The sequence below is a fragment of the Paraburkholderia phenazinium genome (assembly GCF_900141745.1).
Classification (GTDB): Bacteria; Pseudomonadota; Gammaproteobacteria; order Burkholderiales; family Burkholderiaceae; genus Paraburkholderia; species Paraburkholderia phenazinium_B.
Genome location: NZ_FSRM01000002.1, coordinates 472,632 through 488,701 on the forward strand (window position 1 = coordinate 472,632; position 16,070 = coordinate 488,701).

The 16,070-nt window shown below is 63.0% G+C and carries 11 protein-coding genes; 6 read left to right on the forward strand and 5 right to left on the reverse strand.

What is annotated here, in order from left to right; all coding sequences use genetic code 11:
• The first annotated feature begins 14 nt into the window (after window positions 1–14).
• From treZ to BUS06_RS22215, 4 genes are all read left to right on the forward strand, one after another.
• Complete coding sequence (treZ, locus tag BUS06_RS22200; RefSeq protein ID WP_074266588.1) at window positions 15–1,928, forward strand: malto-oligosyltrehalose trehalohydrolase; 1,914 nt, start codon at window positions 15–17, stop codon at window positions 1,926–1,928.
• The gene (gene malQ / locus BUS06_RS22205; protein ID WP_074266589.1) at window positions 1,925–4,159 is read left to right on the forward strand and encodes a 4-alpha-glucanotransferase; all 2,235 of its coding nucleotides are present in this window, start codon (window positions 1,925–1,927) and stop codon (window positions 4,157–4,159) included. The genes treZ and malQ overlap by 4 nt, the downstream gene beginning before the upstream one ends.
• On the forward strand, window positions 4,156–7,002 hold the full coding sequence (gene treY / locus BUS06_RS22210) for a malto-oligosyltrehalose synthase (protein ID WP_074266590.1): 2,847 nt from the start codon (window positions 4,156–4,158) through the stop codon (window positions 7,000–7,002). Before malQ ends, treY begins: the two co-directional genes overlap by 4 nt.
• A gap of 79 nt (window positions 7,003–7,081) precedes the next feature.
• Window positions 7,082–8,569 (forward strand): dipeptidase, encoded by a 1,488-nt coding sequence (locus BUS06_RS22215; RefSeq protein ID WP_074266591.1) that lies wholly within the window; start codon window positions 7,082–7,084, stop codon window positions 8,567–8,569.
• A 50-nt stretch (window positions 8,570–8,619) separates the two neighbouring features.
• Here BUS06_RS22215 and BUS06_RS22220 read toward each other — a convergent pair whose 3' ends face one another.
• The 3 genes from BUS06_RS22220 to BUS06_RS22230 all read right to left on the reverse strand — a co-directional run bounded on the left by BUS06_RS22220 (window position 8,620) and on the right by BUS06_RS22230 (window position 11,598).
• The gene (locus BUS06_RS22220) at window positions 8,620–9,342 is read right to left on the reverse strand and encodes a sulfite exporter TauE/SafE family protein (protein ID WP_074266592.1); all 723 of its coding nucleotides are present in this window, start codon (window positions 9,340–9,342) and stop codon (window positions 8,620–8,622) included.
• 12 nt (window positions 9,343–9,354) lie between these two features.
• A complete protein-coding gene (locus BUS06_RS22225; protein WP_074266593.1) occupies window positions 9,355–10,698 on the reverse strand; it encodes a hemolysin family protein in 1,344 nt (447 codons plus the stop codon).
• Between the two features lie 102 nt (window positions 10,699–10,800).
• Window positions 10,801–11,598 (reverse strand): sensor histidine kinase, encoded by a 798-nt coding sequence (locus BUS06_RS22230; protein WP_074266594.1) that lies wholly within the window; start codon window positions 11,596–11,598, stop codon window positions 10,801–10,803.
• Between the two features lie 207 nt (window positions 11,599–11,805).
• Between BUS06_RS22230 and BUS06_RS22235 the strand changes: the two genes are divergently transcribed.
• Together BUS06_RS22235 and BUS06_RS22240 are read left to right on the forward strand one after the other, a co-directional pair.
• A complete protein-coding gene (locus tag BUS06_RS22235) occupies window positions 11,806–12,147 on the forward strand; it encodes an FKBP-type peptidyl-prolyl cis-trans isomerase (protein ID WP_074266595.1) in 342 nt (113 codons plus the stop codon).
• Window positions 12,148–12,168: 21 nt separating this feature from the next.
• Window positions 12,169–12,960, forward strand: a complete 792-nt coding sequence (locus tag BUS06_RS22240; protein WP_074266596.1) for a helix-turn-helix domain-containing protein — start codon at window positions 12,169–12,171, stop codon at window positions 12,958–12,960.
• Window positions 12,961–12,999: 39 nt separating this feature from the next.
• Here the strand turns inward: BUS06_RS22240 and BUS06_RS22245 are convergent, their stop codons facing one another.
• Window positions 13,000–14,190, reverse strand: a complete 1,191-nt coding sequence (locus BUS06_RS22245) for an O-succinylhomoserine sulfhydrylase (protein ID WP_074266597.1) — start codon at window positions 14,188–14,190, stop codon at window positions 13,000–13,002.
• A gap of 332 nt (window positions 14,191–14,522) precedes the next feature.
• Window positions 14,523–16,070 carry an amidophosphoribosyltransferase gene (gene purF / locus BUS06_RS22250; protein ID WP_074266598.1) on the reverse strand — a complete coding sequence of 516 codons (1,548 nt, stop codon included), beginning with the start codon at window positions 16,068–16,070 and terminating at the stop codon, window positions 14,523–14,525.

A 16,070-nucleotide genomic window follows, 5' to 3' on the forward strand; every position in this document is an offset into this window, starting at 1 on the left:
AATGGTGATGAATCATGTCCGAAAGTCCGATTGATCCTCATGCGCGTCATCATGCGCATTGCCTGCCGTTCGGCGCGCAGTTGCTCGGCGCAGCGAGCGCCAGGCCGCGCACGCGCTTTCGCTTCTGGGCGCCGTCGTGCAAGGCGGTACAGGTAGAGATCGAAGGCCCGGCTGCTGCTGCCGGCACGTACGAAATGACGTCGACCGGTAACGGCTGGTTCGAAACTGAGGTCGATTGCGGCGTGGGCACCTTGTACCGCTACCGGCTCGACGGTGAACTGGCCGTGCCCGATCCTGCTTCGCGCTTCCAGCCGCAGGACGTGCATGGTCCGAGCGAAGTGATCGATCCGCGCGCCTACACATGGCAGCACGCGCATTGGCATGGCCGGCCGTGGGAAGAGACCGTCTTGTACGAATTGCATGTCGGCACGCTCGGCGGCTATGCCGGCGTGATGGAACGTCTGCCCGCGATTGCCGAACTGGGCGTGACGGCCATTGAGTTAATGCCGCTAAACGACTTTCCAGGCGAGCGAAACTGGGGCTACGACGGCGTGCTGCCTTACGCTCCTGATTCGGCCTATGGCCGCCCCGACGAGTTGAAAGCGCTGATCGACGCGGCCCACGGTCTCGGTCTTAACGTGTTCCTCGACGTCGTCTACAACCACTTCGGCCCCGACGGTAACTATCTGCACCAGTATGCCAAGCCGTTCTTTCGCGAAGGCACGCATACGCCCTGGGGACCGGCGATCGATTTCAATCGCACGGAAGTCAGCGATTTCTTCTGCGATAACGCGCTCTACTGGATCAACGAGTATCGCTTCGATGGCCTGCGCTTCGACGCCGTGCACGCCATCGACAATCACGAATGGCTGCGCGATCTCTCGGACCATATTCGCGCCAAGGTGAGGCATGGCCGTCATGTGCATCTGGTGCTCGAAAACGAGCACAACTCGGCCAGTCTGCTCGAAACGCATTTCGATGCGCAGTGGAACGACGATGCGCACAATACGCTGCACGTTTTGCTGACCGGCGAGACCGAAGGCTATTACCACGCGTTTGCGGATCAGCCGATCCGCAAACTGGCACGCGTGCTTGGCGAGGGCTTTGTGTACCAGGGCGAGCCTTCACCGATCCACGACGGCAAGCCGCGCGGCGAACCAAGCGGACACGTGTCGCCCACTTCGTTCGTGATGTTCCTGCAGAATCATGACCAGATCGGCAACCGTGCCTTTGGCGAGCGTCTGCGCAAGCTCAGCACTCCAGACGCGCTGCGTGCTGCCACCGCCCTGTTGCTGCTATCCCCGCAGATTCCGCTGCTGTTCATGGACGAGGAATTCGGCTCCGACCAGCCGTTCCTCTTCTTCACCGACTACGCGGGTGACCTCGCCGACGCCGTGCGCGAAGGACGGCGCCGCGAGTTCGCGCGCTTCGCTTCCTTTAGCGACGAAAAACGCCGCGCGCAGATTCCCGACCCCAACGCGCCGCAGACCTTCGCCGCATCGTCGCCGCCCGTGGATAACGCTGCACACCCTAACGCTCAGGAACGACTCGACTGGATGCACTTCTATAAATCCGCGCTCGCCGTGCGCGCCAAGCTGATTACACCGCGCCTCGAGCATTCAAAGGCACTCGGCGCAAGCGTGCTCACTGCGCAGGACGGCAGCGACACCAACGCGCTTGTCGCCCGCTGGCGGCTTGGCGATGGCGAAACGCTTTCCATTGCGCTCAATCTGGGTTCCGACGACGTGAAGCTTTCCGACATACCCCCAGGCAAGGTGATCTTCGAGACCCCGCCGCGTGCGCGCGATCGTATCGAGGGCCATCAACTGCCGTCGCATACATGCATCGCGTGGATGACTGGCGACGTCTGCGAATACGCCAACACTCACGATGCGCGCAAGGTGATCGAACGGGAGTGGCACGCATGAGCCCCGCTCGTCGCCCTGCCGGTTCGATCGACAGCCTCGCCGCGCGTGCGGGCTTCGAAGTCGAATGGCAAAACGCACATCACGTTACGCAGCGCGTGCCCGAAAGCACGCTCTCCGTGCTGCTCGACCGCATGGGTCTGCCGTGCGGCAACGCGACCCAGACGCGCCAGAGCACCGCGGCGCTCGAAGCAGAACTGTCCGGCCGCAAGCTGCCGCCGCTGATGACCGCCGAATGCGAGCGCGGCATCGCGCTGCCGCTGGCCGCGATCAAATCCGGCAGCCACTATCGGATCGAACTCGAAAGCGGTTCGCAGATCGATGGCCGCTTCACGGCGCCAAAAGGCGAAGCGGCGCTGCTGTCACCGATCGATGAACCCGGCTATCACACGCTCATCATCAACGATCACCGCGTCACGCTCGCGGTTGCGCCAGCACGCTGCTATACGGTGGCGGATGCATGGCAGGCGTCGCGGAACGAGCCGATGCGGCCGTTGTGGGGCGTGGCTGCACAACTCTACGGCTTGCGCCGCACCGGCGACGGCGGTATTGGCGACTATTCCGCACTCTCGCGTCTTGCTGTCGAAAGTGCGAAGCGCGGCGCCCACGCGCTCGCCGTCAGCCCCACGCATGCGATGTTCAGCGCCGAGCCGGAGCGCTTCAGTCCGTATTCGCCGTCGTCACGCTTGTGGCTCAACGTCACGCATATCGATGTCGAGGCTGTGTTCGGCGCGCAAGCGGCACGCGGTGCGATTGAAGCAGCCCAAGCCGGCGATACGTGGACGCAATTGGAAAGGCTGAACCTGATCGACTGGCCGAAGGCGGTCCGACTGAAGCTGAAGGTGCTGCGCACATTGTTCGAACAGTTCTGCGTGCACGATCGCGCTCAAGACGCGCCGCTTGCGCTCGAATTCAACGCGTTCTGCGTGCACGGCGGCCGCTCGCTGGAAGATCACGCGCGCTTCGAAGCGTTGCAGGCGGTACAGCTTGCCCAAGCCGAGCCCAACGGACACTGGCGTAATTGGCCCGAAGCGTTGCGCAATCCGCGCAGCGCGGAAGTCGAAGCGTTTGCCAACGCGAACCGGCACGAGGTGGAGTTTTATCTGTTCCTGCAATGGCTCGCCGCCAAGGGACTCTCGCAAGCCCAGCTCGCGGCCCGCGATGCGGGAATGGCGGTCGGCCTGATCGCGGACCTCGCCGTCGGCTGCGACAGCGCGGGCAGCCATGCGTGGTCGTATCGCGACGACATGCTGCAAGGCGTGTCGGTCGGTGCACCGCCGGATCTGTTCAACCAGGCCGGTCAGGCGTGGGGGCTTACCACGTTCTCGCCGCGTGCCATGCGCACCCAGGGATTTTCGGCGTTCATCGACATGCTGCGCGCCGCGTTTGCGCATGCGGGCGGCGTGCGCATCGACCACATTCTCGGACTGCGCCGGCTGTGGCTCGTGCCCGATGGCGAAAGCGCCGCTAACGGCGCGTATCTGCGCTATCCACTCGAAGACATGCTGCGGCTAATCGCGCTCGAATCGTGGCGCCATCGCTCGATCGTGATTGGCGAAGATCTCGGCACAGTACCGCCGGGCTTCCGCGAGCGGCTCGACGAGCATGGCATTGAGGGCATTCGCGTGCTGTGGTTCGAAGGCAGCGAATCGGGCAAAGGCTTCAAACCGCCGAATCGTTGGGATCGCAATGCAGTGGGCACGACCACCACCCACGACCTGCCGACCGTCACCGGATGGTGGCGCGGCGCCGACATCACCTGGCGCAACCGCATCGGCCAGACCATGCCGCGCGCCGATGGCCGCGACCCTGTCGAAGTGGCGCAAGCCGAGCGTGCCGAGGATCGCGCTTTACTGTGGGATGCGTTCCAGCAAGCAGGCGTCGCCGCGAAGGATGTGCCCGCGCCGCCGCCCGAAAGCGCACCTGTGGATGAAGCGCTTGCCTTCGTCGCCGCTACGCCGTCACCGCTCGTCACGTATCCGCTCGAGGATCTGCTCGCGCTCGAAGATCAACCGAACCTGCCGGGCTCGATCGACGAGCATCCGAACTGGCGCCGGCGTCTCGTGCTGCCGATCGATGAGCTGTTCGACGAGCCGGCCTTCAGCGACCGGCTGCTGGCGGTCGACCGGGCGCGCAGCACCGCTGCTTCGGCTGCCACCCCGGCTTCGGCTTCGGCCTCTGCCACTTCAGCTTCCCATTCCACCACCGCTTCTTCGGGGCCCGACACACCATGACAGTCCCGCGTTCCACACTCCGGCTTCAGTTCCACAAGGACTTCACGTTCGATGATGCGCTCGCACGCGTCGAATACTTCGCTGCGCTCGGCGTCAGCCATCTGTACGCGTCGCCGATCACGACAGCCGAGCCGGGTTCGATGCACGGCTACGACACGGTCGACTACACCCAGGTGAGCGCCGAATGCGGCGGCGAAGCGGGCCTCAAACGGCTCGTCGACAAACTGCGCGAACGCGGCATGGGACTGATTATCGATGTGGTTCCGAACCATATGGGTGTGGGCGGATCGAGCAACGCATGGTGGCTCGATATTCTCGAGTGGGGGCGTCATAGCGCCCACGCGCGACATTTCGACATCGACTGGCATTCGCCCGATCCGGCATTGCGCGGCAAGGTGCTGATGCCGTGTCTCGGCGCGCCGTACGGCGACGAACTAGCGGCCGGCCGGATCGAACTGCATTTCGCCGCCGCTACAGGACGCTTCTACGTAAACTATGGACCTCACGTGGGACCGATCTGCCCGATCGACTATGCGTCGATTCTGCAAAGCGCCGAACGCGCCGATCTGGGTGCACTCGCCGAACGCTTTCAGGGCTTGACCACGCAGCCCGCAGACCAGCCCCGCGCCGCCGAAGCGTGCGAGTTGCTACGCGAATTCGTCGCGCAAAACGGTACGGAAGCGATCGACGCGGCGCTGGCAAACTATGCGCCCGGCGAGGCGGTCACACGCGATCGGCTGCATCGTCTGCTGGAACGGCAGCACTTCCGGCTCGCGTGGTGGCGCACCGCGTCGGACGAAGTGAACTGGCGGCGTTTCTTCGACATCAGCACGCTGGCAGGCGTGCGCGTCGAGCGGCCCGAGGTGTTCGACGCAGTGCACGCGCTGCCGTTTCGCCTCTACGCGGAAGGCGTGATCGACGGCGTGCGGATCGACCACGTGGACGGCCTCGCCGAGCCGCGTGAGTACTGCCAGCGGCTGCGGCAGCGGCTCAACGAATTGCGCGAAGGCGAACCGTATATCGTGGTCGAGAAAATCCTCGCGCGCGGCGAGCCGTTGCGCGACGACTGGCCCGTCCACGGCACAACCGGCTACGACTTTATGACCGACGTCGGCGCGCTTTTGCACGATCCGGCCGGCGCCGAACCGCTCGCTACGACATGGGCCGAGCTGAGCGGAAGGAGTGCGAATTTCGCCGATGAAGCGATGATGGCGCGACGCAAGATTCTCGCGGAGAACCTTTCGGCAGAACTGGACCGCGCAGCGCGGGCGTTGCACCGGATCGCGCGCGATTCGCTTGGTACGCGCGACTTTACGTTCACTGCATTGCGCCGCGTGCTGACCGAGCTCGTGGTGCACTTCCCCGTGTATCGTGTGTATCCGCAGAATGGTCTGCGTACCGAAGCCGACAACGTCTATTACAACCAGGCGCTGGCTGGCGCGAAACAGACGCTCTCGCCTGCCGATCACGCCACATTGGAACAGGTCGACGCCTGGTTAGGCGGCAGCGCAGCTGAAGACGCCGCGCCGGTTCGTTCGACCGCCAACGCTCAGCCGGGTTTGAACAACGCGCCGCTCAGCCACTCGGGATCGTCGCGACGCACTGCGCAGACGTTATTTTCGCAACTGACTGCGCCTGTGGCCGCAAAAGCGGTCGAGGATACGGCGTGCTATCGCTATGGGCGCCTGTTGTCGCGCAATGAGGTGGGTTCAGACCCGGCTGAGTTCGCCATTTCGGTCGATCAGTTTCATACATCGAACCTCGAACGCGCGCAACGTTTCCCGCATGCGATGCTTGCTACCGCTACGCACGATCACAAACGCGGCGAGGACGTGCGCGCCCGTCTTGCGGTGCTCAGCGAGATCGCCCACGACTGTTGCGCAACGCTGCGCGCATGGTCGACGCTAAACGCGCCACAGCGCCGCGCGCCCGACGGCAGCGTGGGCACCATGGACCACGACTGGGCGCCCGGTCCAGCAGCCGAGGCGATGCTGTATCAAACGCTGGTGGGCTGCTGGCCGCCCAATCTTTCGCCCGACGACGAAACCGGCGTGAAGGCCTTGGCTGAACGGGTCGCGCAATGGCAGTTGAAGGCACTGCGCGAAGCGAAACTGCGCACGTCCTGGCTTGCGCCTGACGAAGCGTATGAGAACGCGTGCCGCGATTTCCTGTTCGACATCCTCGCACCGCAACGACGCGACGGCTTCCTGAGCGAGCTCTCCGGATTGGTGGCACGCATTAGCCAGGCCGGTGCAATCAATAGCCTGCAACAGACCGTGCTCCGGCTCACGTCACCAGGCGTCCCGGATCTGTATCAAGGCACCGAGCTGTGGGATTTCAGCCTCGTCGATCCCGACAATCGGCGTCCCGTAGATTTCGCACAGCGCCAAGCGTGGCTCGTTGAGACGCCGCCGTCGGAGTTTTTGCCGGACTGGCGCAGCGGACGCGTCAAGCTGGGTGTCATACAGCGCTTGCTGTCGTTGCGCGCGCATCTGCCCTCGTTACTGAGCGACGGCGCGTATCTGCCGCTGACGGTCACGGGCAAGCACGCGGCACACGTGGTCGCGTTTGCGCGCAGGCATAACAACGCCTGGGCCGTGATCATCGTCACGCATCTCGCTGCGGGTCTGCTCGACGCAGATAGCGATTTACCGCTCGTCGATGCGGCACAGTGGGACGATACTGCGGTCGCGATGCCGGATGAGTTAACATCACGTGCGCTGTTCGACTGGATGAGCACCGCCGCGCCCAAAGTCGAGGACAATGGCGTGCTCTATCTGCGCGACGCACTGGCGACGATGCCGGTAGCCGTGCTGGTAGAGGACGGGGTGCCGCGAGCTTAGTGTTTTTGCACGCCAGAGCCAACTGATGCTCATCGGCGAGTCTAACGGCCACCTTGCAACCTTGACTGCGAGAAAGCCTATGACGCTGGACTGGTCGAGTATCCGTAGCGGCGAAGCCGATGCACTGCACGGCGCGATCGTCGAACTATCCGGCTGGATGATCCCGCTCGACGCCACAGCGGATAAAGCCGACTATTATCTTTTGGCGGCGGATGCTCCTTGCTGCGGCGGTTGTTTGCCGCGCGATCCGCTGTCGTCCATCGAGGTGTATGCGGCCGCGCCTTGCGCGCCGCAGGAGCATGCCGTCACTTTCACGGGGCGCTTGCAACGCCTAATTGACGATCCTGCGGGTTGGCGCTATCAACTCATTGATGCCATACCACTCGATTTGCAGCCTGAACGTGCACCGCGCAGCGCGAGTCGGCGCGCGTTTCTCGCTTCAGGTGCTGCGCTGGGACTCGCGGCCTGCGCGCCTGGGCGCTTCGCCGGTTACACCGAGAAACCGGATGCGGGGGCAGTCCATGCCGGGGCTTCGGACGCCGCTGCGTCGAGCGCTGCTCGAGCGTCGGATAGCACGCTCGCCTGGCGCACTCCCGACACGCTGACCATGGACATGCACAGCCACGCCGGACGCGTGATTGTCTCGCGCGATCCGGCGATCGGCGCTAACCGCCCTTTTCTTCCCCTCGCAGCGCCGATGCGCGCCGGCGGCATGAACGTCATCTGTCTCGCCATCGTCACCGACACTACAGTGACTCACGTCACTGCAGACCACAAGCGTATCGAAGCATGGCGCATTCCTCAGGATGGCGAACTATACGCTCTCGGGCAAGCTGAATTCAAACGTGCCCATGAGCTGGTTGAACGCGAGCAGATGCAGGTTGTGACGAACACGGCGTCGCTGTCTGCGAACGCAAAAGCAGGTCCGAGTGTCATCATCGCCGCTGAGGGTGCGGACTTTCTGGAAGGTCGAGTCGATCGCGTCGATGAAGCCTATACGCTGCATCAACTGCGCCATCTGCAGCTCACACATTACCGGGTCAATGAACTCGGCGATATTCAGACCGAGCCGCCGCTGCACGGCGGGTTGACCGACTTCGGCGCGGACGTGGTGCGCCGTTGCAACCAGCTAGGCATTGTCGTGGACGTTGCGCACGGTACCTACGATCTGGTCAAGCGTGCCGCCGAAACGACGACGAAGCCACTCATCCTTTCGCATACCGCCTTGGCGACTCACCCATCAGCGCGTAGCCGTCTTATCACACCGGACCATGCGCGCGTGATCGCAGGCACCGGCGGCGTGATCGGCGTGTGGCCGAGTTCAGGAACGTTCGCCGATCTGCAGGCCATGGCGCACGGCTACAAACGCATGGCCGATGTGGTGGGCGTCGAACATGTCGGGTTAGGCTCGGATATGCTCGGCTTCATCTTGCCGCCGGTGTTTCGCAGCTATGAGCAATTGCCGTCGCTGGCCGATGCGTTGTTGGCGGAAGGCTTCAGCAACGAAGAGGTGGGGATGATTCTTGGCGGTAATTACCGGCGAGTGTTCGAGGCTTCTGTTGGTTGAAGGCGGCAAGCGTCGACCGCGGCCGTTGCCTCACGTTGCAGGGCTACCGTCTACCGCCCGGCCGCCCACAGCAGCGACAGCCCCGAGGACAACATCAACCCGTCGACCACCAGCTTGAACGTGTTCGGACTCATGCGCACCACCACGTGGCGCGCGGCAAACGAGCCGGCCATCAGCGCCGAACCTGTAATCAGGCCATCGAATATCACATGCAAGGGCAACGCGCCAAAGTGCTTGAACACAGCGACTTTGGTGCCGTACACCGCCAATGAACCCGCGGCCTCAGTGGCGAGAAACGCACCCTTCACGAGCCCGTACGACATGAACACCGGCACGGTAATCGGCCCGGTCGAAACCACGATGCCCGTCAGGAAACCCACCACGCCGCCAATCAAGGCGAGATGCAACAGCGAGAACTTGATGGAACGACGCGCGAGCCAGCGCCGTGTCGGCACCATCGCCAAGAAGAAGATGCCAAGGGCGAGTTCGACGGCATGAGGCGGCAACGCCAGCAGCGTACGCACGCCAAGCGCAGCGCCCGGCACCGCAGTCGAGCAATATGCCGCGCAGGCTCGCCAGTCGACTTCACGCCACCACGCGAGGACCTTGCCGAGATTGCCCATGATTGCGGCAATCGCCATGATCGGCACCGCTTGCTGCGGACCGAACAGCATGACGAGCACGGGCATCAACATCATCGACGAACCTGTGCCGATCACGCCGCTTAGCATGCCCGCCAGCAGACCTACGCCCAGTACAAGCAGATATCCCATAACAGGCGCCCCTTAACCGCCCTCATCATCAAAGTGTTTTGGATAAACCCGCACCAGCAGAATGCGCGGCCCCTTCATCTTCTTGACGACGATATCGAAGCGATCGAACTCCACGCGCTTACCCTCCGTTGGAATATCGTTGAGTGCCTGGATCACCAGACCGCCGACCGATTCGGCCCGCCCCTCGTCAATATCGATCCCCAACGCCCGCTCAAGCGACACCACCGGCAAACTGCCCTTGCCCATCAGCGTGCCGTCGTCCATCCGCGTCCAGTCGGCATCGCCCTGGCGGAATTCGTCGTGAATCTGCCCGACGAGCGCGCCAAGCAGATTGTCGAGCGTGAGAAAGCCGATCGGCGCCGCGTTCTTGTGTCCTACCAGCGCCATATGCGGCGCGCCCTTGCGGAACCGTCGGAACAGCTCAAGCGCGGGCATATCCGGTTTCACGTACTGAACCGGGCGCACATACTTCGAGAGATCGTCGAGCGTGCTCCCTGCCTGGCGTGCCAACAGCAAATCCTTCAAGTGGATCATGCCGGCCACGCGCTCGCCTGAGTCGTCTTCGAACAGCGGATAGCGGCTGAAGCGATGCCGCGCCACCACCTGCATGTTTTCGCGCAACGGCAGATCGCGCCGCAGTCCGACCATCTCGTGAGCCGGCCGCATCAGATCGGAAACCGTCATGCGCGAGAAGTCCAGCGAATGCGCGATCGTGTTCCATTCGTCCTGGCTATACGCGCCTTCAGTCGCGCCCACGCCGGGTGCGATATTGGCATGGCGGCCACGCAGGATCAGTTTCAGTTCTTCGGTGGAGTAATGCGCGTCGCCGCCATGATCCGCCGTCAGGCCCGCGAGACGAAGCACCGCGTTGGCGCTGGTGTTGAGCACCCAGATAGCCGGATACATCGTCCAGTAGAACGCATAGAGCGGCGTGGCAGCCCACAGCGAAAGCCTCTCGGACTGACGGATCGCCAGTGACTTCGGCGCCAGCTCGCCCACCACGATATGCAGGAACGAAATGCACGAGAAAGCGAAGAACAGCGAGACGCCGTGAATCACGTTCTCCGATTCGATCCCCAACACGCGGAATACCGGCGTCATCAGATCCGCGAAGGCCGGCTCACCGATCCAGCCAAGGCCCAGCGAAGCGAGCGTGATACCGAGCTGGCACGCCGACAGGTACGAATCCAGATGCCCATGCACCTTTGCCAGCAAGCGGCCGCGCACGCCGTGTTGCGCGGCGAGACTCTTGACGCGCGTTTGCCGCAACTTCACCAGGCCGAATTCGGCCGCGACAAAGAACCCGTTGAGCGCAACGAGCAACAACGCGCCAATAAGGGCGAAGACCTGAGTCAAGTGAAAAGGCTCCGGCAACAAAAGTCGTCAGTATAGGGGCGAAAGCAATATGAAAGAGTTTCGGCGGGCGACGAACTTTGCGCGCCGCCTGGCACTGTGCCTTCAAGGCGCGGCGAGCGGAATGCGCAGTGCAAGCGTCGCCGGTTGGCCGTCCTGCATCTCGCCTTGCTCGAAGGTGCCGCCGTGCGCTTCGGCCACACGCTTGCACAGCGCCAGCACCCACGCGATCCGGCCCGCTTCGCGCGGTGCGCGCGCCTGGGTACGTGCGAACGGTTCGAGCAGGTGTGGGAGCGCAGGATCGTCGAGGACCGCCGGGCTTGCGTCAAAGGTGACCAGCGCGTGCCATGCGGTGGCGTCGGCACTGGACGCAAGCGTGACCTTCGCGCCATCCGCGCTCGCTTCGACCGCGAACGTGAGCATCAGCCACAGCGCCGCGGCGAGACGCTCGCGGTCGCCGCTGAACTGCTCGGTGGAAAGACCCGAGTCGAACGCGACCGACACGCCACGCGACCTCGCGAGTCCCGAACGCACTTCGTCAGCCGAATCCGAGAATAAAGCCTGCAACGGAAACGGCGAACGGGCAAGCGCCAGGTTGCGCGTCCCCGCGCGGGTCGTATCGACGATCGATTCCAGCAGCTTGACCTGTTGATCCACCCCGCTACGGATACCGACGATGGCGCGCTGCGCGGCAGGGTCGTTGGCGTCGAGCTTGCGCTCGAGCACATACGCCCAGCTATGGATCGCATTTAGCGGACCGCGTAAATCATGCGAGACCAGCGACAGCACGTGGTCGCGCATGAACAGCGCAGCCTCGGCGCACAGATGCGCAGTGCGTTCGGACAAGGAAGCGCCGGAAGCGGTCTGCTGGCCGCTGCCGGCTCCGGTGGAAGACGTTGTCACGATCTGGGCCCTCTAGGCAGTGCGTATGGATGAACAGAGTCCTCATTATAGGCACGCTCCCCCGCGAATCAGGACGCAGTTGTGTCGCCAATGCGTCGCACTGTCCGCTCATGCGCCGCATGCCCGGCAAGAACCCGGGTGTTCTGGGCGATGCCGCCTCAAACGCCTACAATGTCGGTTTTTACGACTTGTCCCAAGGAGCAACTCATGTCGACCGTGACTACCGATTCCGGCCTCAAATACGAAGATCTGATCGAAGGCACCGGCGCTGAAGCGAAAGCCGGCCAGACCGTCAGCGTCCACTACACGGGCTGGTTGACCGACGGCCAGAAGTTCGACTCCAGCAAGGACCGTAATGATCCGTTTGCGTTCGTGCTGGGCGGCGGCATGGTCATCAAAGGTTGGGACGAAGGCGTGCAGGGCATGAAGGTGGGCGGCGTGCGCAAGCTGACGATTCCGCCGCAACTCGGCTACGGCGTGCGCGGTGCAGGCGGCGTGATTCCGCCGAATGCGACACTCGTGTTCGAAGTCGAACTGCTCGACGTCTAAGTTTTCCGCACTTGCCTGCCGATGAGCCACGCTGCCGTCACCGCCCCCTGCGTTTCGTTGCGCCGTTATGGTGCGATTGAAGCCACGGACCTGCATGACTTTCATCAGGTCGTGCTGGGGCTCGACGGCGCGATGGTGATGACGGTGGATGGCGTTGGCCAGCAGATCGATTCAGGCTCGGCGTGGCTGATTCCCGCGGGCGCGCAGCATGACTACGCGGGCATCGGCGAGAACCGGCAACTGGTGCTCGATTTGCCCGCGGCGTCGATGGCCGTGCCGGAGCGTTTGTTTGACCGCGCGCGGGCAGTGTCGGTGGATGCTTCGTTGAAGCAGCTTGTACATCGCATTGCCGCATCTGCGATGGGCCACACACCGGCCGCTGACGATCTGAGCACGCGGCGGTTTCACTGGGATGCCGCCGCGCGTTTGTGCGCGGCCATGCTGGCGGATGCCGGTACGACGCGGTCCGCGACGGTCAGTGGCGCGCTGGGCGCAGGTCTCGACTTCGCACGCATCGACCGCTGGTTACGCGCGCATTTGTCGGAGCCGTTACGCATCGCCGATCTTGCCGCGCATTGCGGCTTCGGCATGCGGCGTTTCCATCAGTTGTTCATCGAAGCGTTCGGTGAGACGCCGAATCGCTATCTGCAGCGTCTGCGGCTCGATACCTCGATCACCCTGCTCGCGGATCCCCGGCATTCGTTGACCGATATCGCGCTTGATGTTGGCTTCGGCGATCAAAGCGCTTACACGCACGCTTTTACGCGGCGTTTTGGGCTTGCGCCGGGTCAATGGCGCGCCGTGCGCCACTGACCCGAGCTGTGGGCCCGAAAACAACTTACGACCTGAGATTTACCCCGCCAGGCCGCGCGCCAGATCGTTGCGGATATCGCCCGCATTCTCCAGCCCGACCGCCAGACGAATCAGCCCTTCCGAAATGCCCGCTGCCGCACGCGCTTCGGGCGTGATGCGGCTGTGCGTCGTCGTAGCAGGATGGGTGATGGTCGTGCGCGTATCGCCGAGGTTCGCGGTGATCGAACAGATCTTCGTACCGTCGATCACGCGCCATGCATTCGCACGCTGCGCTTCGGGCGTGTCGCCCTTCAACTCGAACGACACAACCGCGCCACCGGCTTTCTGCTGACGTTTGGCAATTTCGTACTGCGGATGCGATTCCAGCCCCGGATAGAACACGCGATTCACCGCCGGATGCGCTTCCAGCCAGCGGGCGATTTCCAGCGCGTTATCGGACTGCTTTTCAACGCGCAGTGAAAGCGTTTCCATGCCCTTGAGCAACACCCACGCGTTGAACGCGGACAGTGTCGGCCCGGCGCTGCGCACGAACGGGAACACCTTTTCCATAATGAACTGCTTCGAGCCGACCAGCGCACCGCCAAGTACGCGGCCCTGGCCGTCGAGGAACTTGGTGGCCGAATGCATCACGACGTCCGCGCCGAGCTTCAACGGCTGCTGCAGCGCCGGGCTGCAGAAGCAGTTGTCGACCACGAACAGCGCGTTCGACGCCTTCGCAATCTTGCCGATCGCTTCGATATCGGCGATCTCCGTCAGCGGATTCGATGGCGTTTCGAGGAAGAACATCTTCGTCTCGGGACGCACGGCTTCTTTCCACGCGTCCAGATCCGTCGGATCGACAAACGTAGTCACAATGCCAAACTTGCTGAAGATCTGCGAGAACATGCCGAGCGTCGAACCGAACAGGCTCCGCGAGCTGACGAGGTGATCGCCCGCCTGCAACGCAGACATCACCACCGACATGATCGCGCTCATGCCCGAGGCCGTCGCGATGCAAGCCTCGCCGCCTTCGAGCGCGGCCAGACGGTCCTGGAACATCGTGACCGTAGGGTTCGTGAAGCGCGAGTAGGTGTAGTTGTCCTCGGAATTCTTGAAGCGTTCGGCAGCGTCAGCGGCGCTTGTGAACACAAAGCTCGACGTCAGGAAAATCGCTTCCGAATGCTCGTTGAAGTCGCTGCGCAGCGTGCCCGAGCGGACCGCGAGGGTGTCGAAATTCAGGGAGTCGTCCATGTTGGTTCTAGTTCCATTTTCCACGTGTCGTCACGTGTTGCCACGTTTTCCAGACCGGCGCTTAACGCGTATTGCTTGCCGTCCATCGTCAAGCTGGATGAACGTCAAACGCGCCGGCAACAAAAAAGCCCGCTTTGCGTCGGCATAAGCGGGCTTCATGTGCGGGGGAAAGCTGGAGCGGCGGCGGACGGTTGCTACATTTCCACCGTTCGCTTTAGCTGTTTTGGGTTGCCCCGCGTCCGCAAGCTGAGATCAAATCGACGCAAGCCATTATCCTAACATGCGTGGCGCGCGGCGTGCATCTGCACGGCCCGCACGCCCCGTGCGATGGATTACTCCACCGACAGTTGCAGGTGCAGTTGCGAGCGCGCTGCACCACCTTCCATTGCTTCGCTGGCGGTGTCGCGGTCCGATTGCGCGGACGGCGCGAGACGCGCGGTTTCAATGCGGTCGAGATACTCGGTGGTGACGTCGCCGGTGATGTAGTTGCCGTCGAAGCACGACGCTTCGAATTCCTTCAGCGCCGGGTTGATGTCGCGCACAGCCTGCTTCAGCGCCTCGACGTCCTGGTACACCAGGTGATCCGCGCCGATCATGCGTGCGACTTCATCATCGGTGCGGCCGTGGGCGACGAGTTCACCGCGCGTCGGCATGTCGATACCGTAGACGTTCGGGAATTTCACCGGCGGCGCTGCCGAGGCGAAGATGACCTTGTTCGCGCCGGCGAAGCGGGCCATCTGCACGATTTCGTGCGAGGTCGTGCCGCGCACGATCGAGTCGTCCACGATCAGCACGTTCTTGCCCTTGAATTCGATCGCCATCGCATTGAGCTTCTGGCGCACCGACTTCTTACGCACAGCCTGGCCCGGCATGATAAACGTGCGGCCAACGTAGCGGTTCTTGAAGAAGCCTTCGCGATATTCAACACCGAGCTTCTTGGCGACCTGCATTGCCGCAGGGCGCGACGAATCGGGAATCGGCATCACCACGTCGATCGGCACATCCGGCAGTTCACGTTTGATCTTCTCTGCGAGGTAATCGCCCATGCGCAGACGCACGTTGTAGACCGGCACGCCATCGAGCACCGAGTCCGGACGCGCGAGATACACGAGTTCGAAGATACACGGATTCAGGCTCGCGTTCGGCGCGCATTGTTGCGAATGCAGATTGCCTTCGATGTCGATGAACAGCGCTTCGCCCGGCGCCACATCGCGCACGAATTCGAAGCCGATACCTTCAATCGCTACCGATTCCGACGCGACGATCCACTCCACGCCATGCGCCGTTTCCTGCTTGCCCAGACACAGCGGCCGGATACCGAACGGGTCGCGGAAAGCCAGCAGGCCGTAGCCGGCGATCAGCGAAACGATCGCATACGAACCATGCACGCGGCGATGCACGCCCGAGACCGCCTTGAACACAGATGCCGGATCGATTTGCAGGCCGGAAGTGGAGAGTTGCAGTTCGTGCGCGAGCACGTTGAGCAGCACTTCGGTATCGGAATTGGTGTTGATGTGGCGGCGGTCGACGCGGAACATCTCGTCTTTCAGTTGCTGCCAGTTGGTCAGATTGCCGTTGTGAGCGAGGATGATGCCGAACGGTGCGTTCACGTAGAACGGTTGGGCTTCCTCTTCACTCGACGCCGAACCGGCCGTCGGGTACCGCACCTGGCCGATGCCAGTGTTGCCGGGCAGGCTGCGCATGTTACGCGTGCGGAACACGTCGCGCACCATGCCGTTAGCCTTGTGCATGTGGAAATTGCTGCCGTTCGCCGTCGCGATGCCGGCTGCGTCCTGACCGCGGTGCTGCAGGAGCAGCAGGCTGTCATAGATCAGCTGATTGACCGGAGATTGGGAAACTACGCCTACGATGCCGCACAT